This window comes from Fictibacillus sp. 7GRE50 (assembly GCF_015903875.1).
GTDB classification, from domain to species: Bacteria; Bacillota; Bacilli; order Bacillales; family Fictibacillaceae; genus Fictibacillus; species Fictibacillus phosphorivorans.
In genome coordinates, this window is record NZ_JACZDW010000004.1 from 67,640 (window position 1) to 90,178 (window position 22,539).

22 protein-coding genes and 1 riboswitch are annotated in these 22,539 nt (G+C 38.7%); of the genes, 17 read left to right on the forward strand and 5 right to left on the reverse strand.

The window, feature by feature from the left end; translation table 11 throughout:
- Window positions 1-3: 3 nt before the first annotated feature.
- The 3 genes from IHV12_RS15380 to IHV12_RS15390 are packed head-to-tail and all read right to left on the reverse strand — an operon-like array spanning window position 4 to window position 4,155.
- Window positions 4-1,482, reverse strand: coding sequence for a Na+/H+ antiporter subunit D (locus IHV12_RS15380; protein WP_370568820.1), 1,479 nt, complete (start codon window positions 1,480-1,482; stop codon window positions 4-6).
- Window positions 1,472-1,810, reverse strand: a complete 339-nt coding sequence (locus tag IHV12_RS15385) for a Na(+)/H(+) antiporter subunit C (protein ID WP_197133339.1) — start codon at window positions 1,808-1,810, stop codon at window positions 1,472-1,474. Before IHV12_RS15385 ends, IHV12_RS15380 begins: the two co-directional genes overlap by 11 nt.
- On the reverse strand, window positions 1,810-4,155 hold the full coding sequence (locus IHV12_RS15390; protein ID WP_197191430.1) for a Na+/H+ antiporter subunit A: 2,346 nt from the start codon (window positions 4,153-4,155) through the stop codon (window positions 1,810-1,812). The genes IHV12_RS15385 and IHV12_RS15390 overlap by 1 nt, the downstream gene beginning before the upstream one ends.
- 179 nt (window positions 4,156-4,334) lie before the next feature.
- Between IHV12_RS15390 and IHV12_RS15395 the strand changes: the two genes are divergently transcribed.
- Window positions 4,335-4,745 (forward strand): hypothetical protein, encoded by a 411-nt coding sequence (locus IHV12_RS15395; protein ID WP_197191431.1) that lies wholly within the window; start codon window positions 4,335-4,337, stop codon window positions 4,743-4,745.
- 16 nt (window positions 4,746-4,761) lie between these two features.
- Here IHV12_RS15395 and IHV12_RS15400 read toward each other — a convergent pair whose 3' ends face one another.
- A complete protein-coding gene (locus tag IHV12_RS15400; RefSeq protein WP_197133330.1) occupies window positions 4,762-4,905 on the reverse strand; it encodes a sporulation histidine kinase inhibitor Sda in 144 nt (47 codons plus the stop codon).
- A gap of 499 nt (window positions 4,906-5,404) precedes the next feature.
- Here IHV12_RS15400 and IHV12_RS15405 point away from each other — a divergent pair, with 499 nt between their 5' ends.
- The 13 genes from IHV12_RS15405 (at window position 5,405) to IHV12_RS15465 (ending at window position 18,089) form a co-directional block, all read left to right on the forward strand.
- Complete coding sequence (locus IHV12_RS15405; protein WP_191753756.1) at window positions 5,405-5,920, forward strand: YqeG family HAD IIIA-type phosphatase; 516 nt, start codon at window positions 5,405-5,407, stop codon at window positions 5,918-5,920.
- The gene (gene yqeH, locus IHV12_RS15410) at window positions 5,917-7,020 is read left to right on the forward strand and encodes a ribosome biogenesis GTPase YqeH (protein ID WP_197191792.1); all 1,104 of its coding nucleotides are present in this window, start codon (window positions 5,917-5,919) and stop codon (window positions 7,018-7,020) included. Before IHV12_RS15405 ends, yqeH begins: the two co-directional genes overlap by 4 nt.
- Before the next feature lie 15 nt (window positions 7,021-7,035).
- Window positions 7,036-7,863 carry a shikimate dehydrogenase gene (gene aroE / locus IHV12_RS15415; protein WP_197191432.1) on the forward strand — a complete coding sequence of 276 codons (828 nt, stop codon included), beginning with the start codon at window positions 7,036-7,038 and terminating at the stop codon, window positions 7,861-7,863.
- Between the two features lie 2 nt (window positions 7,864-7,865).
- A complete protein-coding gene (gene yhbY / locus IHV12_RS15420) occupies window positions 7,866-8,156 on the forward strand; it encodes a ribosome assembly RNA-binding protein YhbY (RefSeq protein ID WP_197133323.1) in 291 nt (96 codons plus the stop codon).
- Between the two features lie 14 nt (window positions 8,157-8,170).
- Window positions 8,171-8,755: a nicotinate-nucleotide adenylyltransferase gene (locus tag IHV12_RS15425; protein ID WP_197191433.1), complete on the forward strand. Its 585-nt coding sequence runs from the start codon at window positions 8,171-8,173 to the stop codon at window positions 8,753-8,755.
- Window positions 8,742-9,314, forward strand: a complete 573-nt coding sequence (gene yqeK / locus IHV12_RS15430; RefSeq protein ID WP_197133317.1) for a bis(5'-nucleosyl)-tetraphosphatase (symmetrical) YqeK — start codon at window positions 8,742-8,744, stop codon at window positions 9,312-9,314. Before IHV12_RS15425 ends, yqeK begins: the two co-directional genes overlap by 14 nt.
- 15 nt (window positions 9,315-9,329) lie before the next feature.
- A complete protein-coding gene (gene rsfS, locus IHV12_RS15435) occupies window positions 9,330-9,698 on the forward strand; it encodes a ribosome silencing factor (protein ID WP_197133299.1) in 369 nt (122 codons plus the stop codon).
- On the forward strand, window positions 9,699-10,439 hold the full coding sequence (locus IHV12_RS15440) for a class I SAM-dependent DNA methyltransferase (protein ID WP_197191434.1): 741 nt from the start codon (window positions 9,699-9,701) through the stop codon (window positions 10,437-10,439). It abuts the gene before it with no gap.
- A 99-nt stretch (window positions 10,440-10,538) separates the two neighbouring features.
- Window positions 10,539-11,906 carry a sigma-54 interaction domain-containing protein gene (locus IHV12_RS15445; protein ID WP_197191435.1) on the forward strand — a complete coding sequence of 456 codons (1,368 nt, stop codon included), beginning with the start codon at window positions 10,539-10,541 and terminating at the stop codon, window positions 11,904-11,906.
- Window positions 11,907-12,219: 313 nt separating this feature from the next.
- Window positions 12,220-13,614 carry a GntP family permease gene (locus IHV12_RS15450; RefSeq protein WP_197133277.1) on the forward strand — a complete coding sequence of 465 codons (1,395 nt, stop codon included), beginning with the start codon at window positions 12,220-12,222 and terminating at the stop codon, window positions 13,612-13,614.
- 31 nt (window positions 13,615-13,645) lie between these two features.
- Window positions 13,646-14,431 carry a 3-hydroxybutyrate dehydrogenase gene (locus IHV12_RS15455; protein ID WP_197191436.1) on the forward strand — a complete coding sequence of 262 codons (786 nt, stop codon included), beginning with the start codon at window positions 13,646-13,648 and terminating at the stop codon, window positions 14,429-14,431.
- A 57-nt stretch (window positions 14,432-14,488) separates the two neighbouring features.
- Window positions 14,489-14,690: riboswitch (cobalamin riboswitch) on the forward strand.
- Window positions 14,691-14,821: 131 nt separating this feature from the next.
- Window positions 14,822-17,047, forward strand: coding sequence for a ribonucleoside-diphosphate reductase subunit alpha (locus tag IHV12_RS15460; RefSeq protein ID WP_197191437.1), 2,226 nt, complete (start codon window positions 14,822-14,824; stop codon window positions 17,045-17,047).
- Window positions 17,037-18,089 carry a ribonucleotide-diphosphate reductase subunit beta gene (locus tag IHV12_RS15465; RefSeq protein ID WP_197133268.1) on the forward strand — a complete coding sequence of 351 codons (1,053 nt, stop codon included), beginning with the start codon at window positions 17,037-17,039 and terminating at the stop codon, window positions 18,087-18,089. Before IHV12_RS15460 ends, IHV12_RS15465 begins: the two co-directional genes overlap by 11 nt.
- A 59-nt stretch (window positions 18,090-18,148) precedes the next feature.
- Here IHV12_RS15465 and comER read toward each other — a convergent pair whose 3' ends face one another.
- Window positions 18,149-18,985: a late competence protein ComER gene (gene comER, locus IHV12_RS15470; RefSeq protein ID WP_197133265.1), complete on the reverse strand. Its 837-nt coding sequence runs from the start codon at window positions 18,983-18,985 to the stop codon at window positions 18,149-18,151.
- A gap of 93 nt (window positions 18,986-19,078) precedes the next feature.
- On the opposite strand from comER, the gene IHV12_RS15475 reads away from it, so the two are divergent.
- From IHV12_RS15475 to IHV12_RS15485, 3 genes are all read left to right on the forward strand, one after another.
- Complete coding sequence (locus IHV12_RS15475; RefSeq protein ID WP_197191438.1) at window positions 19,079-19,714, forward strand: helix-hairpin-helix domain-containing protein; 636 nt, start codon at window positions 19,079-19,081, stop codon at window positions 19,712-19,714.
- Window positions 19,715-19,783: 69 nt separating this feature from the next.
- On the forward strand, window positions 19,784-20,245 hold the full coding sequence (locus IHV12_RS15480) for a ComE operon protein 2 (protein ID WP_066396327.1): 462 nt from the start codon (window positions 19,784-19,786) through the stop codon (window positions 20,243-20,245).
- A complete protein-coding gene (locus tag IHV12_RS15485; RefSeq protein ID WP_197191439.1) occupies window positions 20,242-22,530 on the forward strand; it encodes a DNA internalization-related competence protein ComEC/Rec2 in 2,289 nt (762 codons plus the stop codon). Before IHV12_RS15480 ends, IHV12_RS15485 begins: the two co-directional genes overlap by 4 nt.
- The last annotated feature ends 9 nt before the right edge of the window (window positions 22,531-22,539 follow it).

Consider the following 22,539-nt stretch of genomic DNA (forward strand, 5'->3'; position numbering starts at 1 on the left):
GAATTACTCCTTTAATACATAATCGATATAGATTTGCGGATCGATCAGACTGTCTGCTGCTGCCTGAACATATGGATAGAACCATTCTGCTCCAACACCTAGCAAGATAGAGATTGCGATCAATACAGCTGATGCTGCTAATCCTGAGGTTTTCACAGCTTGTTTCGGCTCTTCTTTTAGCTCACCCCAGAATGCGCCGATAAAGATGCGAATCACAGAAAATAAGATTAACAGACTTGATAATAATCCGACTCCAGCAGCTATATAATGTCCTTCATCCATTGCACCTCTTAAGAGGAGGTATTTCCCGATAAAACCACTAAAAGGCGGGATCCCGGCTAATATGAGAGATGCGATAAAGAACATCCAACCCATAAGTGGTGCGGTTTTTATATATCCACCCATCTTTTTTAGGTTTGACGTTCCAGCATGCCAAACAAGTAGGCCAGCAAGGAAAAATAAAGCCGCTTTAATCGCCATATCATGAACAAGGTAGTAGATCGTACCTGCAAGCGATTCTGCTGAGAACGTTCCTATACCGAGAAGCATAAAGCCGATCGCTGGCATGATATTATAAGCGATAATCAATTTCACATTAGATGTAGAAAGGGCACCAATGACTCCGATGATCATGGTTAGAGTTGCTACCCAAATAAAAAAGGTGTGTGTGAGCTCAAGTTTATGAGAAAAAATGAGTGTAAAGACTCTTAGCATAGAGTACACACCTACTTTAGTTAACAGTGCTCCAAACAATGCAGAGACGATAGGTGATGGCACGATATACGATTTAGGAAGCCAAAAATACAAAGGAAACAGAGCACCTTTTGTCGCGAAAACGATAAATAGTAAAATCCCAATTCCTGTTAAGATACCTTGCTGTTCTACTTGGGCAACACGTTCCCCGAGTTGGGCCATGTTAACTGTACCGGTAACAGAATAGAGAAAAGCTACCGTTGTAACGAATAGAATGGACGAAAACAGATTGAGTAAGATGTATTTTACAGATTCCCGAAATTGATGCTTGGAACCCCCGATAATGATCAATCCATAGGATGCCATTAACAACACTTCAAAAAACACGAACAGGTTGAAGAGATCTCCTGTTAAGAAAGCGCCACTCACCCCTGCGATCAGTAAAAAGAACAAAGGGTAAAAGTAGTGCTGTACCATCTTTTCTGTAACGGATGATAGCGCGAAGATAGCTGCAGTGAATGCGATCACATTCACTGCGAGTATCATGATGACGGACAGCTTGTCTGCAACAAGAATGATTCCGTAAGGCGCTTTCCAACCACCTGTTTCTAAGGTTAATGGTCCGGTGGAAAATACATGGTAACTTAAGAAAATCGATACGCCTAAACTTAACAAGACCACTAGAAATGAAATGTTTACCGTTACTTTTTGTTTCTTATTAAAGAAAACAAGTAAAGCTCCGAAAAACAAAGGTATAAATATTGGCAAGAATACTAAATTACTCATCATCTGTTCCCCTTAGCTGATCCATCATATCTGTCTTGTTGCTTTGATAGGTTCGATAAGCTAGTACAAGTAGAAAGCTCGTAACCCCAAAACTTATAACAATAGATGTCAGTATTAGCGCTTGAGGAAGGGGATCGGTATAGTCCTTGATCCCCTCAATTAATATAGGAGGTTTTCCACGGTTTAATTTTCCCATCGTTAAAATAAACAGGTGAGCTCCATGTGATAAAAGCGCCGTACCAAGTACAATTTTTAATAACTGTTTTTGAAGTATTAGATATACGCCGGCTGCAAATAACGTTCCGGCAAGTATAGACATAATTATTTCCATTAGTGGTTCATGTCTCCTTTATCCCGGTATTTTATCATGGCGAAAATGCCTAAAGCAGCTAGACCAAGCACTGCTATTTCAAATAAAGTATCCAAGCCACGGAAGTCAACAAGGATGACGTTGACGATATTATCTCCACCGCCAAGCTTATAAGAGTTATCTACAAAATATTTTGAAATGCTCTCAAAATATTTAGAGCTATGAGCGGAGATCGCTACTACAGTTAAGAGTGCTCCCGTCGAAGCTGCAATAATAAAATCTACAAGCTTTTCAGAAGGTTTTTTATCCGATTTCTTCAATTTTGGAAGATGCGCAAAACATAGCAAGAAGAGAGCAACAGTTATGGTCTCAACGATAAGCTGTGTAAGTGCGAGATCTGGTGCACGGAAGAAAACGAACAATAATGAAAGACCATATCCTACAACTCCGATTACAATAATCGCAGCTATTCTCTGTGTCATCCAGATCGTTGCAATGGCAGCAACAGCCATAACAAAACCGACTAATACCTCTGGCCACGTAACCGGTGCTAAGTCATCGAACGCAATTTTAAAACCGTCTGTGACATAGATAAAGATCGATGTAGACACAACCAAGAATACAAGAATGATGGATGTGTACAATCTCAATGAACCAGTCATATAAAATTTCGTGAATTTACTCGAGAAACTCAATAGACCGTTTACGATAGACTGATATATACGATCTGTAGAAAACTTTCCAGGTACTCTATTGTAGATCGGTTGCCACCTTTTTAAAGTTAAAGCGAGAATGGTTCCGACTGCTACTACAACAAGCGACATATGCAAAGGCGTATTATCAAAACCATGCCAAAATGCTAAGTGGGTTAGAGCAAAATCTCCTGTTACTGACCCGACTGCTGGTGCAAGTAATGCCTCATTCAATGGATTTGGAAATAATCCGATCAAAACGACAAATCCAATGAGTATAATCGGAGAAATCAACATGCCAATTGGCGCTTCGTGAGGTTTTTTCTCAAGTTGATCTAACTTGGCTTTACCTGTGAATGTGCCAAATACTAAATACATGGAATAAACAAATGTAAAGATACTTCCAACTACAGCAAGTAATGGGATCCACTCAGCAAACATTCCAGCAAAACCGCTCGTTTGCTCTAATTTCAATGAAGAATCAAAGAACATTTCCTTACTTAAGAAACCATTGAAAATCGGAAGTGGTACTCCAGCCATAGAGAAAGCTCCAAAGAATGCTAAAGTGGCGGAGATCGGCATAAAAGTATAGAGTCCGCCAAGTCTTCTGATATCTCTCGTTCCTGTCTCATGATCAACAATACCCGCTATCATAAACAAGCTGCCTTTAAAGGTAGCGTGGTTAAAGATATGAAAGATTGCAGCGAGAGTAGCAATACCAGTACCAAAGCCAAGCATTGTCATGATCATACCAAGCTGGCTAATCGTTGAATAAGCTAAAATACCCTTCAGATCAGTCTGTCGAGAAGCAAGTATCGATCCCAAACAGAGTGTGATCAGACCAACACCAGAAACGATAATGAAAAATACATCCGTCCCACTAAAGATGAGTGAAAATCTGGCTACAAGATAGATCCCTGCTTTAACCATTGTTGCAGAGTGAAGGTATGCACTAACCGGAGTTGGTGCTTCCATCGCATCAGGAAGCCAGCTGTGAAATGGAAACTGTGCCGATTTTGTAAAAGCTCCGATTAGTAGCAATATCAATATCGGAATAAACAGATCGCTCTCAATAATGTCAGATCGATTCGCGATCATCTCTCGTATACTGTTCGTCTCGGCTGTAATGGATAGGAGTATGAGAGCACCTAGCATGGACAGTCCGCCAAAAACAGTTACGAGCATTGATTTTTGTGCACCATATGTGGAACGTTCACGATAAAACCAAAATCCAATTAATAGAAAGGATGAGATACTCGTGAACTCCCAAAAGGTATAAAGTACGAAAACGTTGTCAGATAGAACGACGCCAAGCATCGATCCCATAAATAATAATAAATAAACATAGAAATGGACGAGCTGTTCTTTTTTCGATAAATAAAAGATCGAATAGAGTACAACAAGTGTTCCAATTCCGGTGATTAATAGCGAAAAAAGCATGCTAAGTCCATCCAAGTAAAAACTTAATTGGATGTCGAGTGATGGAATCCAATTCGCGATGCTTTGAACGATCTTCCCTTCAGCCAATGTAGGCAGTTTTGAAATAAACAGAATAAAAAGCACTGCTGGAACAGGCAGAACAAACCAACCAGTATGTATCCGGTCTACTTTCTTAGCGGCAAGTCCAATGAGCAATGCTGCTAAAAAAGGAATGAGTATGTAGATGTGCAACATGAATACCGGTAAACCTCCTTAAAACCCAAAAATAATCGTCATAGTCCATTACATTGTAAGCAAAACCTTTCCTTTTTAGCAAATACTTTACCAAAGAGAAACTCTTTAATCAGATTGATTTTGCATCTCTTGAATATCCTTCCCAAAAAATACCTAACCTATTTGAGAGGTGATTGAAAATGAGACTACTACATACATACGGAATACTCTTGATTTTGTTTCAACTAACTGGCTGTTTTAATGATTCTATTTATAAAAGAGATGAGACGAGTCCAAAGTTTCAACCGAGAGAATACTACAGGAAGCACGTTAGCTTCTCTGAAGCAGGCGTTTCAAACGCCTCTTCATTAGCAGAAGAAATGAAAAGGGAGATTAAGAAAGATAAATTTATTAAACGTGCAGTTGTGGTTAAAGAAGGTGGCAAATACGTAGTGGCGATTCAGATGAAGTCTTACCACTACAAAAAAGCAGAATCTTTGAGTAAAAAATACAAGCAAGCGTGGGAAGAGCAGTGGAGAATTCCAATTGAAATAACCTTTAATCCAGGAGAATATCGAAAAGTTGAAAGAGAGTTGGCCACAAAAAAATAGAGCGTATGTTTACGCTCTACATTAGAACTTGCTGTAATCTAGCATGAAGAGATCTTCTGTCGATCTCTTTCTTTATGAGTAGTATAAAGTCCTTACTAAGTTTCAGTTCTCTAGCTTTTAGATAAGATTCAATCAACAGGTCGTCTGAAAGTTTTTCCATAATATAGCCCTATATGAGCGGCATGGTCACCTCCTGTTTTTTATAAAAAATGGTGAAACCGTATTCTAAATTCATATAAAGTGAATATGATGATAAGTTCATGTTTTTATGTACTTGCTTTATGTACTTTGAAGCTTACCATGTATTGTAAAAAGGAACAACCGTTCGTTTATCCACAGTGTTTGGTGGATAAGTTGTGGGTAAAATGTTAACATCTTTAAGAAAGATAGCGGATACTTAGGTGAATAATGTGAATAAGATTATCCACACTGTTGGGTAGGGGAACAAATTGTCGAAAACTTTTTATTTTTTCTACACTAGTCTATTTTTAACAATTTATAAACGTTACTGGTTTTAATTGATCAATTTAGAAGAAAAACCTCATGGAAAGCTCTTGAAATTGATCTATAATGACAGTTATTGTAGAAAAATCGTTTGTACTTCCTTTCATTACTGGTAAAATAGATACGTTGAAAAGGAAACGTGAAGAGGTGCTAGAATGTTAAAACATTTTTTACCGGATCAACATGTTCAAAATATAGTGGACATCACACCGGAAATGTTAGTTGAACGAGGAGTAAAAGGTATTATCACAGATTTGGATAATACGCTTGTGGAATGGGATAGACCTGAAGCGACTCCAGAATTGATCGAGTGGTTTACTTCTATTAAAGAAAAAGGTATTTTGATCACAATTGTTTCAAACAATACACAACATAGAGTGAAGAGCTTCTCAGACCCAGTGGGCATTCCGTTTATCTATAGTGCGAGAAAGCCAATGACTAAAGCCTTCAAGCGCGCTTTGAAAGATATGAAGCTGAAAAATGAACAAGTTGTTGTTATCGGAGATCAGCTTCTTACTGACGTACTTGGCGGAAATCGATTAGGTTTGCATACTATACTCGTTGTACCAGTGGCTAGCAGTGACGGTTTTTGGACAAGGTTTAACAGAAAGATCGAACGCATCATATTGTCTTGGATGAAAAGAAAAGGCATGCTGCATTGGGAGGAATAGGATTGGAACAAATTAAATGTGTGGGTTGTGGAGTTTCCATACAAACAGAAGACAAAGAAGCGCTTGGATACGCACCTCTTTCGGCACTGACGAAAGAGCTGCCTATTTGCCAGCGCTGTTTTCGTTTAAAACACTATAACGAAATTCATGACGTGAGTTTAACAGATGATGATTATCGTAAAATCGTCTCAAGTATTGGAGATGAAGATGCGTTAGTTGTAAAGATCGTTGATATTTTTGATTTTAATGGAAGCTGGCTGCCGGGACTCCACCGTTATGCGGGGAACAACACAATCCTTCTTGTCGGAAATAAGCTTGATTTGCTTCCAAAATCAGTGAATCCGAATAAGGTGATTCATTGGATGAAGAAGGAAGCAAAAGAGCTAGGCTTAAAACCGATTGATGTTAAATTGATCTCTGCTGATAAAGGATATGGTATTGAAGAGTTGGCAGAGTCAATTGATTATTATCGCCAAGGAAAAGATGTATACGTGGTTGGCTGTACAAATACAGGAAAGTCAACGTTCATTAACCGTTTGATCAAACAATTTGGCGAAGAAGCTGCTGATTTGATCACAACTTCTCATTTTCCAGGAACAACCTTAGATCTCATTGATATTCCACTCGATGGAAGAAGTCACATGTACGATACGCCTGGAATTATAAATCACCATCAGATGGCACATTATGTTTCTAAAAAAGAACTGAATATCATCATGCCTAAAAAGGAAATTAAACCTATGGTGTTTCAGTTGAATGAGTTGCAGACTCTGTATTTTGGCGGACTCGGAAGAATGGATTATATAAAAGGCGGCAAACAGTCATTTGTGTGCCATTTTTCAAACCACTTGAATATTCATCGAACAAAGACCGACAAAGCGGACGAACTTTATGAGAAACATCTTGGTGACATGTTAGCACCACCTGAAGATACCGAGAACTTTCCAAAGCTAAAACGCTATGAATTTGTTATAAAGGAAAGCAAAACAGATATTGTGATCTCTGGATTAGGCTGGGTAACCTTCCCAGAAGCAGGTGCGAAGGTCGCTTTTTATGCACCAGAGGGTGTAGCAGTAACGGTTCGAAAATCCTTAATCTAAGGAGAGATTTTCATCATGATTAAAGCACTTGTCATCGGAGACCCAATCGATCATTCCTTATCACCTGTCATGCAAGAGGCCGCATTTCAGCAAACAGGTATTTCTGGAGCATATGAAAAAAAACGTGTGCCTTCTGATGAATTAGAGGCGTTCGTTAATTTTTTGAAAGATAGTCACTATGCAGGATGCAACATTACCATCCCTCACAAAGTATCGATTCTTCCATTTTTGGATGAGATTGATGAGGAAGCAAAAGAGATAGGCGCTGTTAACACAGTCGTAAATAAAGATGGAAAATTGATTGGATATAACACAGACGGTAAGGGATTCTTACTGAGTTTAAAAGAAAAGACTAGAAAGCCGCTTTCAGATCTAAACGTTCTGTTGATCGGTGCTGGCGGAGCTGCTCGATCTATCGCTTATGCTCTAAGTAAAGAAGGGCCAAAATATATGGCGATAGCGAATCGTTCAGAAGGACGTCTTCGTTCTTTATTAAAAGATTTGAAGGATGAGCGTATAGAAGGTATGTCTTTACAAAGAGCTGAAGAAAATCTTGCTCGTTTTGATGTGTTAATCAACACGACTAACGCAGGTATGCACCCAGATACTGAGTCGGTTCCGCTTAACCTTAACTTGCTGAAGACAGGCGCAGTAGTGAGTGATATCGTATATAATCCGCTAACAACAAGATGGCTTAAAGAAGCTGAGGAAAAAGGCGCTACTACTGATAATGGTGTATCTATGCTCGTTATGCAAGGAGCTATGGCATTTGAAAAGTGGACAGGTACTTTTCCAGATACAAATAATATGAAACAAGTCGTTATGGAACAACTTAGGAGGTAACTATGCTTACAGGTAAACAAAAACGTTTTTTACGATCAAAGGCACACCATATTCAACCTATCTTTCAGGTTGGTAAAGGTGGAGTTAATTCAAATCTAGTCAAGCAGGTTGACGAAGCACTCGAAGCGAGAGAGCTAATAAAAGTTAGCGTCCTTCAAAACTGTGAAGATGATAAGGATACAGTAGCGTCACAACTTTCTTCTGGTTCAAAATCTCAGTTAGTACAAGTGATCGGAAGCACGATCGTACTCTACAAAGAATCGGTCAATCAAAAACGCATCCAACTCCCTTAAGGAGTGACATTGGTATGAATAGACATATTGGACTTTTTGGAGGCACGTTTAATCCACCACATATCGGACATCTGCTTATTGCTCAAGAGGCATTAACTCAATTGCATTTAGATGAAGTGTGGTGGATGCCATCCTCTACGCCCCCTCATAAGGAAAAAGACAATGAAGTCTCTGATATGCAGCGAATCGAAATGGTTCAGAAAGCTATTGGTAACAATGAGCAATTTTCCCTTTCTTTGCTTGAGTTTGAGAGAAGTGGACCTTCATATACTATTGATACGATACGCCTCTTGAAGGATAAATATCCACAAGAAAACTTCACTTTTATAATGGGTGGAGATATGGTTCATTCATTAAGCAGCTGGCATAAAATTGAAGAGTTGAAAGACCTTATTGATTTTGCGGGTGTTGCTCGTGCGGGATATGCCGTTGATCATCATTGGGAGAGGTATCGAGTAAAGCATGTAGAAGTACCTATTATCGAGATCTCTTCCTCATTTATCCGTAATCGATCACGTGCGGGTCATAATATTCGTTACTATGTCTCAGATGAGGTCTGGAATCATATAAAGGAGAACCACCTTTATGGAACGAACTAAAGCACTTGAAATAGTGAAAAAACAGCTTACAGAGCACCGTTTTATCCATACGTTAGGAGTGGAAGAAACAAGTCTTGCCCTCGCGAAGAAATATGGAGTGGATCCTAAAAAAGCAGAAACCGCCGCCATATTTCATGATTATGCTAAATTTCGGCCAAAAGAAGAAATGAGAGATATCGTACGAAACGAAGGACTTTCACAAGATTTGTTGTACTATGGAAATGAAGTATTGCATGCACCTGTTGGAGCGTTTTTAGTTGAAAAAGAAGTTGGAGTAACAGACAGCGACGTTTTAAGTGCTATCTATTACCATACAACAGGTCACGGAGCGATGACTGAGCTTGAAAAAGTGATATTTTTAGCAGATTACATCGAACCGAACCGTCAGTTCCCAGGAGTGGAAAGTGTTAGAGAGATGGCAGAAAATAATCTTGATCAAGCTTGTTTGATGGCTGTTAAAAACACGATCACTTTTTTAATGAAACAGAATCAAAAAATCTATCCACTCACGTTTGAAGCGTATAACGGATTGCTTCAAGAGATTAAACTACAAAAATAAGAAGGAGTGCACTGGATGAACGTAAAAGAGCTTATGGAATTGGTCGTAAAGACCGCTGATGATAAAAGAGCAGAGAACATTGCCGTGTTAGATATGGAAGGAATCTCGCTTGTAGCAGATTACTTTGTTATCTGTCATGGTAATTCTGAGAAACAAGTCCAAGCCATTGCAAGGGAACTGAAAGATGTTGCCATAGAGAATGATATTCAGATTCGCCGAATGGAAGGCTATGACCATGCAAGATGGGTTTTAATCGATTTAGCAAATATCGTAGTTCATGTATTTCATCGTGATGACCGCAGTTATTATAACCTTGAGAAATTATGGGGAGATGCCAATAAGATAGATGTAGATCCTATCATTGCCCCACAACAAAACTTATAGATGAGTTATCAGCGATTTGCCTATCTATATGATGAGTTGATGGAGGATGCTCCATACGATGAATGGCTTAACTTTGTTAAAACATCCGCCTCAAAACATTTAGAAAGTGGAAAGCGTTTTTTAGATGTGGGTTGTGGTACGGGTTCAATGACGATTCTACTCGCGAAAGAAGGCTTTGATGTTACCGGGGTTGATCTTTCTTCAGACATGTTGATGGTCGCTAAGGAAAAAGCTGAAGCTGAAAAGGTAAACCTTTCCCTTTTTCAGCAAGATATGCGAGAGTTAGAAGGATTAGGAGTATATGATTGCGTCACGATATTATGTGATTCGCTTAATTACATCTTAACTGAGGAAGATGTGAAACGTACTTTTCTTTCAGCGGGTAGTCACCTGAAAACAGGAGGACTTCTCCTTTTTGATGTACATTCTTTACATAAGATCAATGAAATCTTTATTGGACAAACCTTCGGAAGTAACGAAGAGAAGCTTTCTTACATATGGCAGTGCTACCAAGGCGACCTTCAAAATAGTGTAGAACATGACTTATCATTTTTTATTCAAAATGGGGATCATTACGAACGATATGATGAACTTCATACACAAAGAACTTTTTCTATTGAGGACTATTGTAATTGGTTAAAAGAATGCGGATTCGAACACTTAGATGTCACAGCTGATTTTAATGAAAATGGACCGACTGAGGAAAGTGAACGGATTTTATTCGTTGCGAGAAAAAGATAAAAATGATGAAAAGACAGCCAATGTGCTGTCTTTTCTTTTAGGAAACGGTACAATTATCCATAAAGATTTACTACTTTTCTACAGAATTAGGTGATGTGTATGTTGGATCAAGATCCATTGTTTAAGAACAACATTTTAGAGACGATCATTGACAGCGCTTATGAATGGATTGTCGTTGTTGATCAAGAAGGGATCGTCCGGTATATGAATAAAACATACTGCGAGTTTTTAGATGAAAATCCTAAGTATGTGGTAGGAAAGCATGTTACAAAAGTTATTGAAAACACAAGAATGCACAAAGATGTTTTACAAGGAAAAGTTGAAATTGCGGATCTACAATTTATTAGAGGGAACTACATGATAGCAAACCGTATTCCAATCCTAAATGAAGGAAAAGTAATCGGAGCTGTAGGAACTGTAATATTTAGGGATACAGAGCAATGGAAAAGGATGAACTCTCATATTAAAGCGCTTCTTCATGAACTCAATTTTTATAAAAAAGAGTGGGAAGAAATAAATGGTGCCACTTATACGCTAAATGATTTTGCGGGAACTTCAGCAGAAGTTCAAAAAGTAAAAAAACATGTGAAAAATATTGCCAGTGGAGATCTATCCGTATTGATCCGCGGAGAGAGCGGAACAGGAAAAGAGTTGCTTGCCCATAGCATTCATCAATTAAGTGAAAGAAGTGGAAAGCCCTTTATAAAACTGAATTGTGGTGCAGTGCCAGAGCATTTGTTTGAATCTGAGCTATTCGGCTATTCCGAAGGAGCATTTACAGGAGCAAAAAAAGGCGGGAAATTAGGTAAGTTTCAACTTGCAGACGGAGGCACTCTATTTTTGGATGAGATTGGGGACCTTCCTCAAAGTATGCAAATAAAATTGCTGCGTGTACTTCAGGAAAAAGAAGTAGAGCCTGTAGGAGCTGTTCAACCCCAAAAAGTAAACGTGCGAGTGATCGCTGCTACAAATCGCTCATTAGAAGGATTGATCAATGAGAATAAGTTTCGTGAAGACTTGTTTTATCGGATAAATGTCCTTCAAATCCAAATACCTCCGCTTCGTGAGAGAAAAGAAGATATATGGCCTCTCGCAGAAAATTTTATCCGATTGAACTGTGCTGAAACAGGTAAAAGAATCCTTAGTATTGATCAAGATGTAAAAGAAGCATTCTTAGAATACAGCTGGCCAGGCAATGCGAGAGAACTTAAAAATTTTGTTGAGGCAGGCATCCAACTTACCCATAGTGATAGATTATCGTTAGATGTTTTTCCGGATTTTCTAAAAGAAAAGCTCGGAATCAATAAGAAGCAGATGACACTCAAAGAACATCTTCAAGAAACAGAAAAAAATGTGATCGCTTACTATTTAGAGAAGATGAACGGGGATATTATGCAAGTCGCTAAACATCTAGGCATTGGAAAGACAAACCTATATGATAAGATTAAAAAATATAACATTCGTTAATCTAATCTTCTATTCCGAAAAAACGGAACACCCTTCCGGATTTTCGGAATGATTCATTTTATTAATTAAATGAGATTTCCAAGTGTCATCTATGTTATATTCTAACTTTCTATAATCACAAAGTTTAAGTATCGATATTATTTTTCCGTTTTTCCGGAAAAACAATAGGATGATGTATACCCCTTATACGTTCTGATGTTGGCATGAAACTTGCAAATGAATTATAGGGTGTAAATGATATGGAAAGGTGATGATGCTAAAAAAATGAAAGCGCTTCAAAAATGTTAAATGGATAGAATGGGGGAATTTGAAAATGGACATTATTATTATTTTATTAGCTTTATTCTTCTTAATGTTCGTAGCTTACAGAGGATTCAGCGTTATCTTATTCGCGCCGATCGCTGCGTTGTTTGCTGTATTGCTTACTGAACCTGGTCACGTATTGCCTTTTTTCTCAGGAGTGTTCATGGAGAAAATGGTTGGTTTTATTAAACTCTATTTCCCGGTCTTCTTACTAGGGGCGATTTTCGGGAAAGTTATTGAAATGTCAGGATTTGCAAAATCAATCACTCAGTTTGTCATCAAACTGATCGGACCTGCTAGAGCAATGCTTGCAATCGTACTTGTTGGGGCAATTTTAACGTATGGTGGGGTCTCTCTGTTTGTTGTTGCTTTTGCTCTCTACCCGTTTGCATCTGAACTTTTTAAACTTGCTGATATTCCTAAAAGACTCATACCGGGTACGATTGCGTTAGGTGCTTTTACTTTTACAATGGACGCTTTTCCAGGGAGTCCGCAAATTCAAAATATAATTCCTACATCTTTCTTCGGAACAACAACATGGGCTGCACCGTGGCTCGGGTTTATCGGAGGAATGTTTGTTTTCATATTGGGTATGATCTACCTTGAGTGGAGACGTAGACAAGCGGCTGCAAAAGGTGAAGGATACGGAACAGGACATACCAATGAGCCTGAAAAGCTAGATTCTGAAAATCTACCAAATGCTTTCATAGCGATTCTTCCGCTTATTCTAGTAGGAGTGTTCAATAAATGGTTCACCGTCTTAATTCCACAGTATTACGGTAAGACGTTTGATTTTTCTGCTATTGGTATGAAGAACGTGCCTGAGATTCAGATCCCATCACTTGCTGCTGTATGGGCAGTTGAAGGAGCTTTGATCATTGGTATCGTTACAGTTCTTTTGTTCTCTTTCAAGAGAATTAAAAACAACTTTAATAAAGGAATTAATCTATCCATTGGCGGAGCGTTACTGGCAACATTAAATACAGCATCAGAGTATGGATTTGGTGGTGTGATCGCAGCACTTCCTGGCTTTACTGCAGTAAACTCAGCGATGTCGAATACGATTAAAGACCCGTTGATCAATGAAGCGGTTACGACTACGACGTTAGCAGGTATTACAGGATCTGCGTCTGGCGGGATGAGTATTGCACTCGCAACGATGAGTGAAACGTATATCGCACAAGCAGACAAACTAGGAATTGATACAGAAGTACTTCACCGTGTTGCTTCTATGGCGAGTGGTGGAATGGATACACTCCCTCACAACGGTGCTGTTATTACGTTGTTAGCCGTTACAGGTTTAACTCACAAACAGGCATATATCGATATTTTTGCTATGACGATCATTAAAACGATAGCCGTGTTTGTAATCATTGGTTTGTATTACGGATTTGGTATCGTTTAAACCATTATTCTAAAAAAGGAGTATTAATTCCATGAGAGCGTTTGTTGAGGGGAAAGTTGTTTTTATTACAGGAGCAGCTAGTGGAATCGGTTTGCAGTTAGCAAAGGCTTTTGCTGAACAAGGAGCAAAAGTCGTGATCAGTGATTTGAATGATGAGAAAGCAAAGGAATCTGCACAACTGTTGGCTCAAGATGGTCTTGAAGCAATCGGACTTGGCTGTAATGTGACCACGGAGGAAGATATAACAAAAGCGTTGGACGAAACACTGCAACAATTCGGACGCATCGATGTGCTCATCAACAATGCAGGATTGCAGTATGTATCTCCACTTGAAGAATTCCCGACTGAGAAATTCCAGCAATTGATCAGTGTCATGCTTACCGCTCCATTTATAGCAACTAAACATGTGTTTCCAATCATGAAGAAACAACGGTTCGGACGCATCATCAACATGGCATCCATAAATGGGCTTGTAGGTTTTGCGGGGAAATCTGCTTACAACAGTGCCAAGCATGGAGTTATTGGTTTAACAAAGGTGGCTGCCTTAGAAGGTGCATCACATGGAATAACGGTAAATGCGGTTTGTCCGGGATATGTTGACACACCTCTTGTAAGAGGGCAATTAGAAGATCTGGCGAAAACGAGAAACGTAGAGTTAGAAAAAGTTTTGGAAGAAGTAATCTATCCTCTTGTTCCACAAAAAAGATTGTTAGATGTTCAGGAAATTGCAGATTATGCACTCTTTCTTTCAAGTGAGAATGCGAAAGGTGTTACGGGGCAAGCGATTGTAATCGACGGAGGATATGTCGCACAATAAACGATAGATAATTTATTGACATTCACTATATTTAGTGTCAAAGTATATAGTACAAACCTATATATGGAGAATTCAGGTGCCGGAATATCCGGCTGAAAAGGGAATTCGGTGCAATGCCGAAGCTGTCCCCGCAACTGTAATTGTGGACGAAATGGAATAGCCACTGTACGGATCAGTTATTTATAATGACTGCTGTATGGGAAGGCCCAAAGTAGGAAGAAGCAAAAGCCAGTAGACCTGCCTGAAGACTCCTATTTTCTTTTCCTCGGGGATTGGGAGAAAGAACAGCGGCTGTTTTATGCGGACGATTGTCCGTCGAAATACACGTCATTCTTTCACCCTCTTCCTGATGGAAGAGGGTTTTTATTATGACTAGGGAGTGTATTTAATATGAAAATGACAACTGAAAACTCTTTACTCGGGGAGTGGTTAAGGAGTTGTGTCGACAATTTTCCGAACATACAAGCTGAAACTTTTCTAAAAAATGCTGAGAAAATGGAAACTCATACAGGAGTGTCAAGTTCACTTTACAGACAGTTAATCATGGAAGCTTTAAATGGATTAAATGCAGAAGAGCCACAGTGGACATTTGTGGCATCGCAAATCTATTTAAAGCAATTATATGAAGAAGTCATGATCAATCGTGCTGAAGCAGAAAAACGTCCATATACGAACCTTTATGGCTTGATCTCTAAGTTAGTAAGTTTGAATATCTATGATGATACCATTCTATCTGCGTACTCTAAGGAAGAGTTGGAGAATGCTGAAAACATGATAGACCCTACGAGAGATAAGCTATTTACATACATCGGACTCAAAACGCTTGCTGATCGATATTTGGCAAAAGGGTTCAATCACGAAATTTATGAATTGCCACAAGAACGCTGGATGCTGATCGCGTTGTTTTTAATGAGAGACGAGAATCCAACAAATAGACTTCAATTAGTCGAAGAAGCATACTGGGCGCTCTCGAACCTTTATATGACGGTTGCCACCCCGACTTTAGCGAATGCAGGCAAGAGTTATGGGCAGCTTAGTTCTTGTTTTATTGATACGATCGACGATAGTTTAAGAGGGATCTTTGATTCTAATACAGATGCTGCAACTGTTTCGAAAGGTGGCGGCGGACTTGGTATCTATCTTGGTAAGATTAGAGCAAGAGGTTCTGACATAAAAGGATTCAAAGGAAACTCATCAGGTGTAATACCATGGATGAAGCAGTTAAATAACACGGCCGTTTCTGTAGATCAGCTTGGACAGAGACAAGGCGCGATTGCAGTCTACCTGGATATTTGGCATAAAGACATCTTGGAGTTTTTAGATGCAAAGTTAAACAATGGTGATGAACGAATGAGAACGCATGACCTTTTTACAGGTGTGTGTCTGCCAGATCTTTTCATGGAGCGCGTGGAAAAACGCGAGGATTGGTATCTGTTCGATCCTCATGAGGTAAGAAAAATCAAAGGCTATTCGTTAGAAGATTTCTATGATGAAACGGTTGGGTCAGGAAGCTTTAGAGAAAAATATGCTGATTGTGTAGAGGATGAGAGACTTTCAAAAAAATCCATTCCTGCTATTGAGATCATGAAACGGATCATGAAGTCGCAACTTGAAACCGGAACACCGTTCATGTTCTATCGAGATACTGTAAACCGATTAAATCCGAATTCTCACAAAGGGATGGTCTATGCATCTAATCTGTGCACAGAGATTATGCAAAACATGTCTGCAACGGTTGTCACTTCAGAGGAGGCAGAGGATGGAGAAATTGTCATCAGAAAAACGCCAGGAGACTTTGTCGTCTGTAATCTGTCATCTCTTTCTCTTGCTAAAGTGATCAATGATCAAGTGTTAAAGAGAGTCATTGATATTCAAATCCGAATGCTAGATAACGTTATTGATCTAAATCGTATAGATGTACCTCAAGCAGAACTTACAAATAAGAAATATCGTGCGGTCGGTGTAGGTACGTTTGGATGGCACCACCTTTTAGCAAAAGAGGGAATCAAGTGGGAAAGTGAAGAAGCCGTTTCGTACGCTGATAACCTTTATGAAATTATTAATTTTCATGTAATCAACGCTAGTTGTGAGCTTGCGGGAGAAAAGGGAAGATATCCGGCATTTTCAGGTTCAGATTGGGAGACAGGAAACTACTTTTCGAAGCGTAACTATTCCTCTGAAGAATGGAGTAGTCTAAAAAAACGAGTTAATATTCACGGCTTAAGGAATGGATACCTCATTGCGGTTGCACCGAATTCATCAACGTCTATCATCGCAAATTCGACACCGAGTGTAGATCCTATATTTAAAAAATTCTATTCTGAAGAAAAAAAGAATTACAAAATACCTGTAACCGCTCCTGACTTGAATGCAGACACAACTTGGTTTTATAAATCTGCGTTCTTAATCGATCAAACATGGAGTATTGAACAGAACGCAGCTAGACAGAGACACGTGGATCAGTCCATTTCGTTTAATCTTTATGTCAATCACAACATAAAGGCAAAGGATCTGTTGCACTTGCATATGCTCAGCTTTAAAAAAGGATTGAAGACTACGTATTATACCCGATCTACATCGATTGAGTTAGAAGGATGTGAAAGCTGTGAAAGTTAAAGAGGTTGAACTACTCAAAGAGAGAAAAATCTATGATGTGGAAGCTCCTAATCGATCTACAGGTATCATAAATGGTAAGAGTTCTAATATTCTAAACTGGGACGATGTGAGATATAAATGGGCTTACCCTTTATATAAGAACATGTTAGCCAATTTTTGGACACCGTTTGAAATAAATATGTCGAGTGACAGCAAACAATATGTTAGCTTGAGCGAAAAAGAACAAGATACATTTAATAAAATCATAGGGTTATTGGCATTCTTAGATAGTGTTCAAACGGATTATTCAAGCAAAGTAGCAGCCTACTTAACAGATTCAAGTCTTGCTGCACTCATGGCCACGCTATCGTTTCAAGAAGTCGTTCATAATCAGTCATATTCATATGTGTTGTCCTCTTTAGTACCGAAGTCCAAGCAGGATGAGATATTTGAATACTGGAAAACAGATGCTGTGCTAAGAGAGAGGAATGATTTCATTGTTGAAGGCTATGAGGAGTTCCTTCATAATCCTACGCCTCAATCCTTTTTGAAATCTATTATTTACGACGTGATTCTTGAAGGATTAAATTTTTATTCTGGTTTTAGCTTCTTCTATAATTTGGCCAGAAATCAAAAGATGGTCTCGACTTCAACGATGATCAACTATATTAATAGGGATGAGCAGCTGCATGTTTATCTGTTTACGCAAATTTTTAAAGCCGTAATAGAAGAAGATCCGCATTTAAGAGATGAAGAGCTGGAGATGTTTGCGAAAAACACGTTTCAGCGAGCGGCGGAGCTCGAGATCAAATGGAGTAAGTATATAATAGGAAATTCATTTGAAGGCATCCATGAATCCGATTTAGAAGCTTATATTAAATTCATGGCGAATAAACGATTGAACGAATTAGGATTTAACAAGCTTTATCCAGAATACAATAAAAATCCACTTCCTTGGATAAAGGCTTATTCTGATGTGAATTCTGGAAAAAGTGATTTTTTTGAACAGAAATCGAGACAATATACTAAAGTTTCTGATGAAAATGGTTTCGATGAACTTTAGAAAGCCGGGATCTAGGTCCCGGCTTTCTTTTTTTAGATGTTTTATAATGACGATAGAAATTACTTAAGCTCTTCTTTCACTTCAAACTGCTGACTCACTTTATCACATTCTTCATGATATTTTTCATGTGTACGTTTAATGACATGATCGAATACTTCATCGACCTCATTGCTCAGAATCTTAATGCCTTCTCCTGTAATACCGCCTTTTACGCATACCTTTTGAATGAGTGTAGGCAACGTATAAATATCTTTCTCAAGTAGTTTCCCCATTCCGATGATCATATCGCTTGCCAGTTGAGTGGCCTGAGCTTTAGTGATTTCAGTTTGATCGACTGCTGAGTTAATAAAGCATTGCAGGACATAACCGATAAACGCAGGACCGCAGCTTGCGATATCAGAAGAGATACGAGTGATATTTTCATCGATAACAAGAGGTGTAGAGATATAGCTCATTAAAGAAAGCAGCTTTTCTTTGTAATCAGCGTGGCATCTTTTTCCGAATGATACAAGTGATGATCCAGCTAGTGCCCGGTTATTGATGCTCGGAATAGCTCTTGCAATATTGCAATCTAGTAGATCTTCCAACTGTTCACAGGAAATAGGACTCGTAATAGAAACGAGCAACTGATGTTTAGAGATGGAGCTTTTATTGCTGGATAGCAACGAATAAAACTCGTGTGGCTTCACACATATGAACACAATTTCAGCAAAACGGAAAACTTCTTCAGGATTATTTCCAACCTTCATTTTTGGATAGACATTCTGCAGCCTCTCAGCTTTAGACAGAGTGCGGTTAGTGACCATGAGCCTTGATGGCGAAATGGCTGAAGATTCGATAAAAGAAGAAGCAAGAACGCTTCCCATATTTCCGGTTCCGATAATTCCAACCTTCATATCTGAACCTCCTTCCTCTACGTTCAAATTTATGCACGCAGTGTATCAAATATGTTTTTTTGCAAGTTCAAGCCTAGTTAAGAAGGTGAATTTATGGAAAAGTTAAAGCAACATATGAACTGGATTATTGGTGGTGGTATACTGCTCATCCTTGCAATAATTGTATCTCTATTCAATTATTTTCAAAGTGAACCAAATATGCCTATAACTTCACAAACACCTATACAAATGGAACCGGAATCGCCAATTCACACTGATAAGCCTAAACGAAAGAAGGAAGATAAGATCCAAAAAGAGGCTGAAATTATGGTCGATGTTCAGGGAAGTGTAAAGCGTCCAGGCGTATACGAGTTGAAAGAAGGAGACCGAGTGTTGGATGCTATACAGATGGCAGGGGGCTTTAAAGATGGAGCGGAGGTTCGTTCGGTCAATCAAGCGTTAAAAATTTCCGATGAGATGATCGTGTATGTAGCTGAGAAAGGTGAAAAGTATGAGTTGCAGCCAGCATCAAGTAATCCTGTGGAAGAAAACAGCACGCTAGTTAACATCAATTCTGCTGATGAAACGGTGCTCCAAACTCTAAATGGAGTGGGTCCTGCAAAAGCGCAAAGCATTATCTCCTATCGTGAAGAGAATGGTCCTTTTACCTCCTTAGAACAGTTATTAGAAGTAAGAGGAATAGGAGAGAAGACGATTGAACAATGGAAAGATCAAATTCGTTTTGATTAAGGGTTTTTATTGACCCATTAAAATACGAATACTACACTTAGGATATAGAAATAGAGGAGGCGTTTAGCGTTGCAGCGAATATCGTGGAACGAATATTATATGGCACAGAGCCAATTGCTTGCACTTAGAAGTACGTGCACCAGATTAGCTGTAGGAGCAACGATCGTAAGAGATAAACGGATTATCGCTGGAGGGTATAATGGCTCGATCTCAGGTGGTGTTCATTGTATTGATGAAGGCTGCTATGTAATAGATGGTCATTGTGTAAGGACCATTCATGCAGAGATGAACGCTCTACTGCAATGCGCGAAGTTTGGTGTACCGACAGAAGGTGCCGAAATGTACGTGACGCACTTTCCTTGTTTGCATTGTTGCAGATCAATCATTCAAAGCGGTATAAAAAAAATCTATTATGGTCAGGACTATAAAAATCATCCCTATAGCATTGAACAGTTTAAAGAAGCGGGAGTAATCGTTGAGAAAGTGGAGATGAACTTCTTACCTTCAACATTTCTTACTCATAAAGCATGAACCCTAGACATGCTGTCCTGAGTGCATGCTCTGCATTTTATGGGATCTGGCTTTCTCAGAACCCTTCGATAACCGGGTTAGTTGTTACGGCTTTCCTGGTTATCGTTATGGTTTTACAGATCAGAAAAAAATCAGTATACATCCTCGTTTTTCTCCCAATCTTCTTTATTTATTCTCAGTACGATAACACTAAAAGTTTCTCAAAGCTTCCAGAGGAACAAATGATATTCTCAGGCAAGGTAAAATCAATCCCAAAAATAGACGGAAACCTACTAAGTTTTGAACTTGTAACCTTTGATGAAACGATTGTTGTTCATCATAAAATTAAATCAGCAGATGAAAAGGACCAGCTCAGAAATCTACGTATAAATTTGACGTGCACTTTAAAGGGGAAACTTCAGGAACCCAGGAGGAATAGCCATTTTTATGGAATGGATTATCGTGAGTATTTGAGGAACAACAATATCTATTGGACCTTAAGAACGACTGAGTTTGATTTGGATCACTGTAAAGAAGCAGATGATCCAAGTGTTCTTGAACAAATAAATACTTGGAGAAGCAAGAGTATTAAAGAGTTAGAAAGTCATTTCTCTAAAAATACAGCAGGGTTGATGAACGCCTTACTTTTTGGTTATAGAGATGGAATAGAAGCAGAAACACTTCAGCATTATCAAGGACTAGGACTGACGCATCTATTAGCAGTCTCAGGATTCAATGTTGGAATTGTAACTTACTTCTTGTATTTATTGCTTGTTCGGCTAGGGGTGATAATAGAAGTAGCCTACACCCTAATCATTCTCTTCTTGCCGATCTACATTGTTCTAACAGGAGCTGAGAGCTCCATTATAAGAGCGGGTATGATGGGCATGATTGTAATAGTAATCATGATGTTTAGAAGAAGAGTGCACCCTGTGACCCTCTTGTCATTTGTATGTATCGGGATGCTGAGCTACGATCCTTCATTTGCTTTAGACCTTGGATTTCAACTTTCTTTTTTAATGACCTTCGTTTTGATCACTTCTGTATACGTTCTTGAAAACTCTTCAGCTATTGTATTGCTTATCATGACTTCTTTTATCTGTTCCTTATTTTCCTTTCCGATTATTCTTTATCACTTTTTTGAGTTTTCCTTATTGTCGATTCCATTCAATGTCATATACATTCCTTTCGTATCGATGGTTTTGTTTCCTATTTCTTTTTTTATTCTGATACTTTCTCTGTCTGTACCAAAAGCTATTCTGATTGTTAAAGAGATTATAGAATACTTGTTTAATTTTTCAGTCTTGTTCATGGAAAAGGCACAATTTCTTAAGATGTCTATTGTTTTAGGAAGACCAGATCATTGGATATTTGTACTGTATTTTGTTGCGATATTCTACTTTCTATATAAGTGGGAAATAAGTAAGCGTATCAGCATAGTGATCACTATTCCGTTTCTCTTGATCTGTTTCATTCATTGGGGACTGCCATATGTGAATCCAAAAGCAACGGTATCTTTTATTAATGTAGGACAAGGCGATAGTATTCTCGTTGAGCTACCCTACAGAAGAGCAGTATATTTGATTGATACTGGCGGCTCTGTCTCCTTCGATCAGGAGGATTGGGAAAAAAGAGAGGTAGGATATGACGTTACGAAAGAGGTAGTATATCCGTTCTTAAAAGCGAGAGGTATTCGACATTTAGATGGATTGATAATTACTCATGGAGATTTGGATCATGCTGGTGGAGGAGAGTTTTTGCTCGATAATATTAAAGTTAACAATGTTTTTTTACCCCTTAAACAAACAGAAAATAATATTGAGACACTTATTCAAGCCGCTGCAACAAGAAACAATATAAATGTGGTAAAGCTGGCAAAAGGTATGCAGTGGGAATCGGCACACACGCTATTTTTAGTTTTACATCCTGGAGTCAAAGAAAGTACCTCAAATAATAACTCTATCGTTCTCTGGGTGAAGGTGTACGGTCGTACATTTTTATTTACAGGTGATATAGAAGAAGAAGCTGAGACTGAGGTAATAAATAGTTTTCCAAGAATAAAGTCGGATGTCCTCAAGGTCGGTCATCATGGAAGTATGACATCTTCAACTGAATCTTTCTTAGACAGTGTTTCTCCTCGATATGGAATTATATCTGCAGGCGAAAATAACATGTATGGCCATCCTGCTCTAGAAGTTTTGAAGAGGTTAAGGGAAAGAGGTATTTTCATTCTTCGGACAGATCAACATGGTGATATTTCATTTGTGGTAGATAAAGCAGGGTTAAAAGTTATAACTGCACAATAAAAAAAGGAC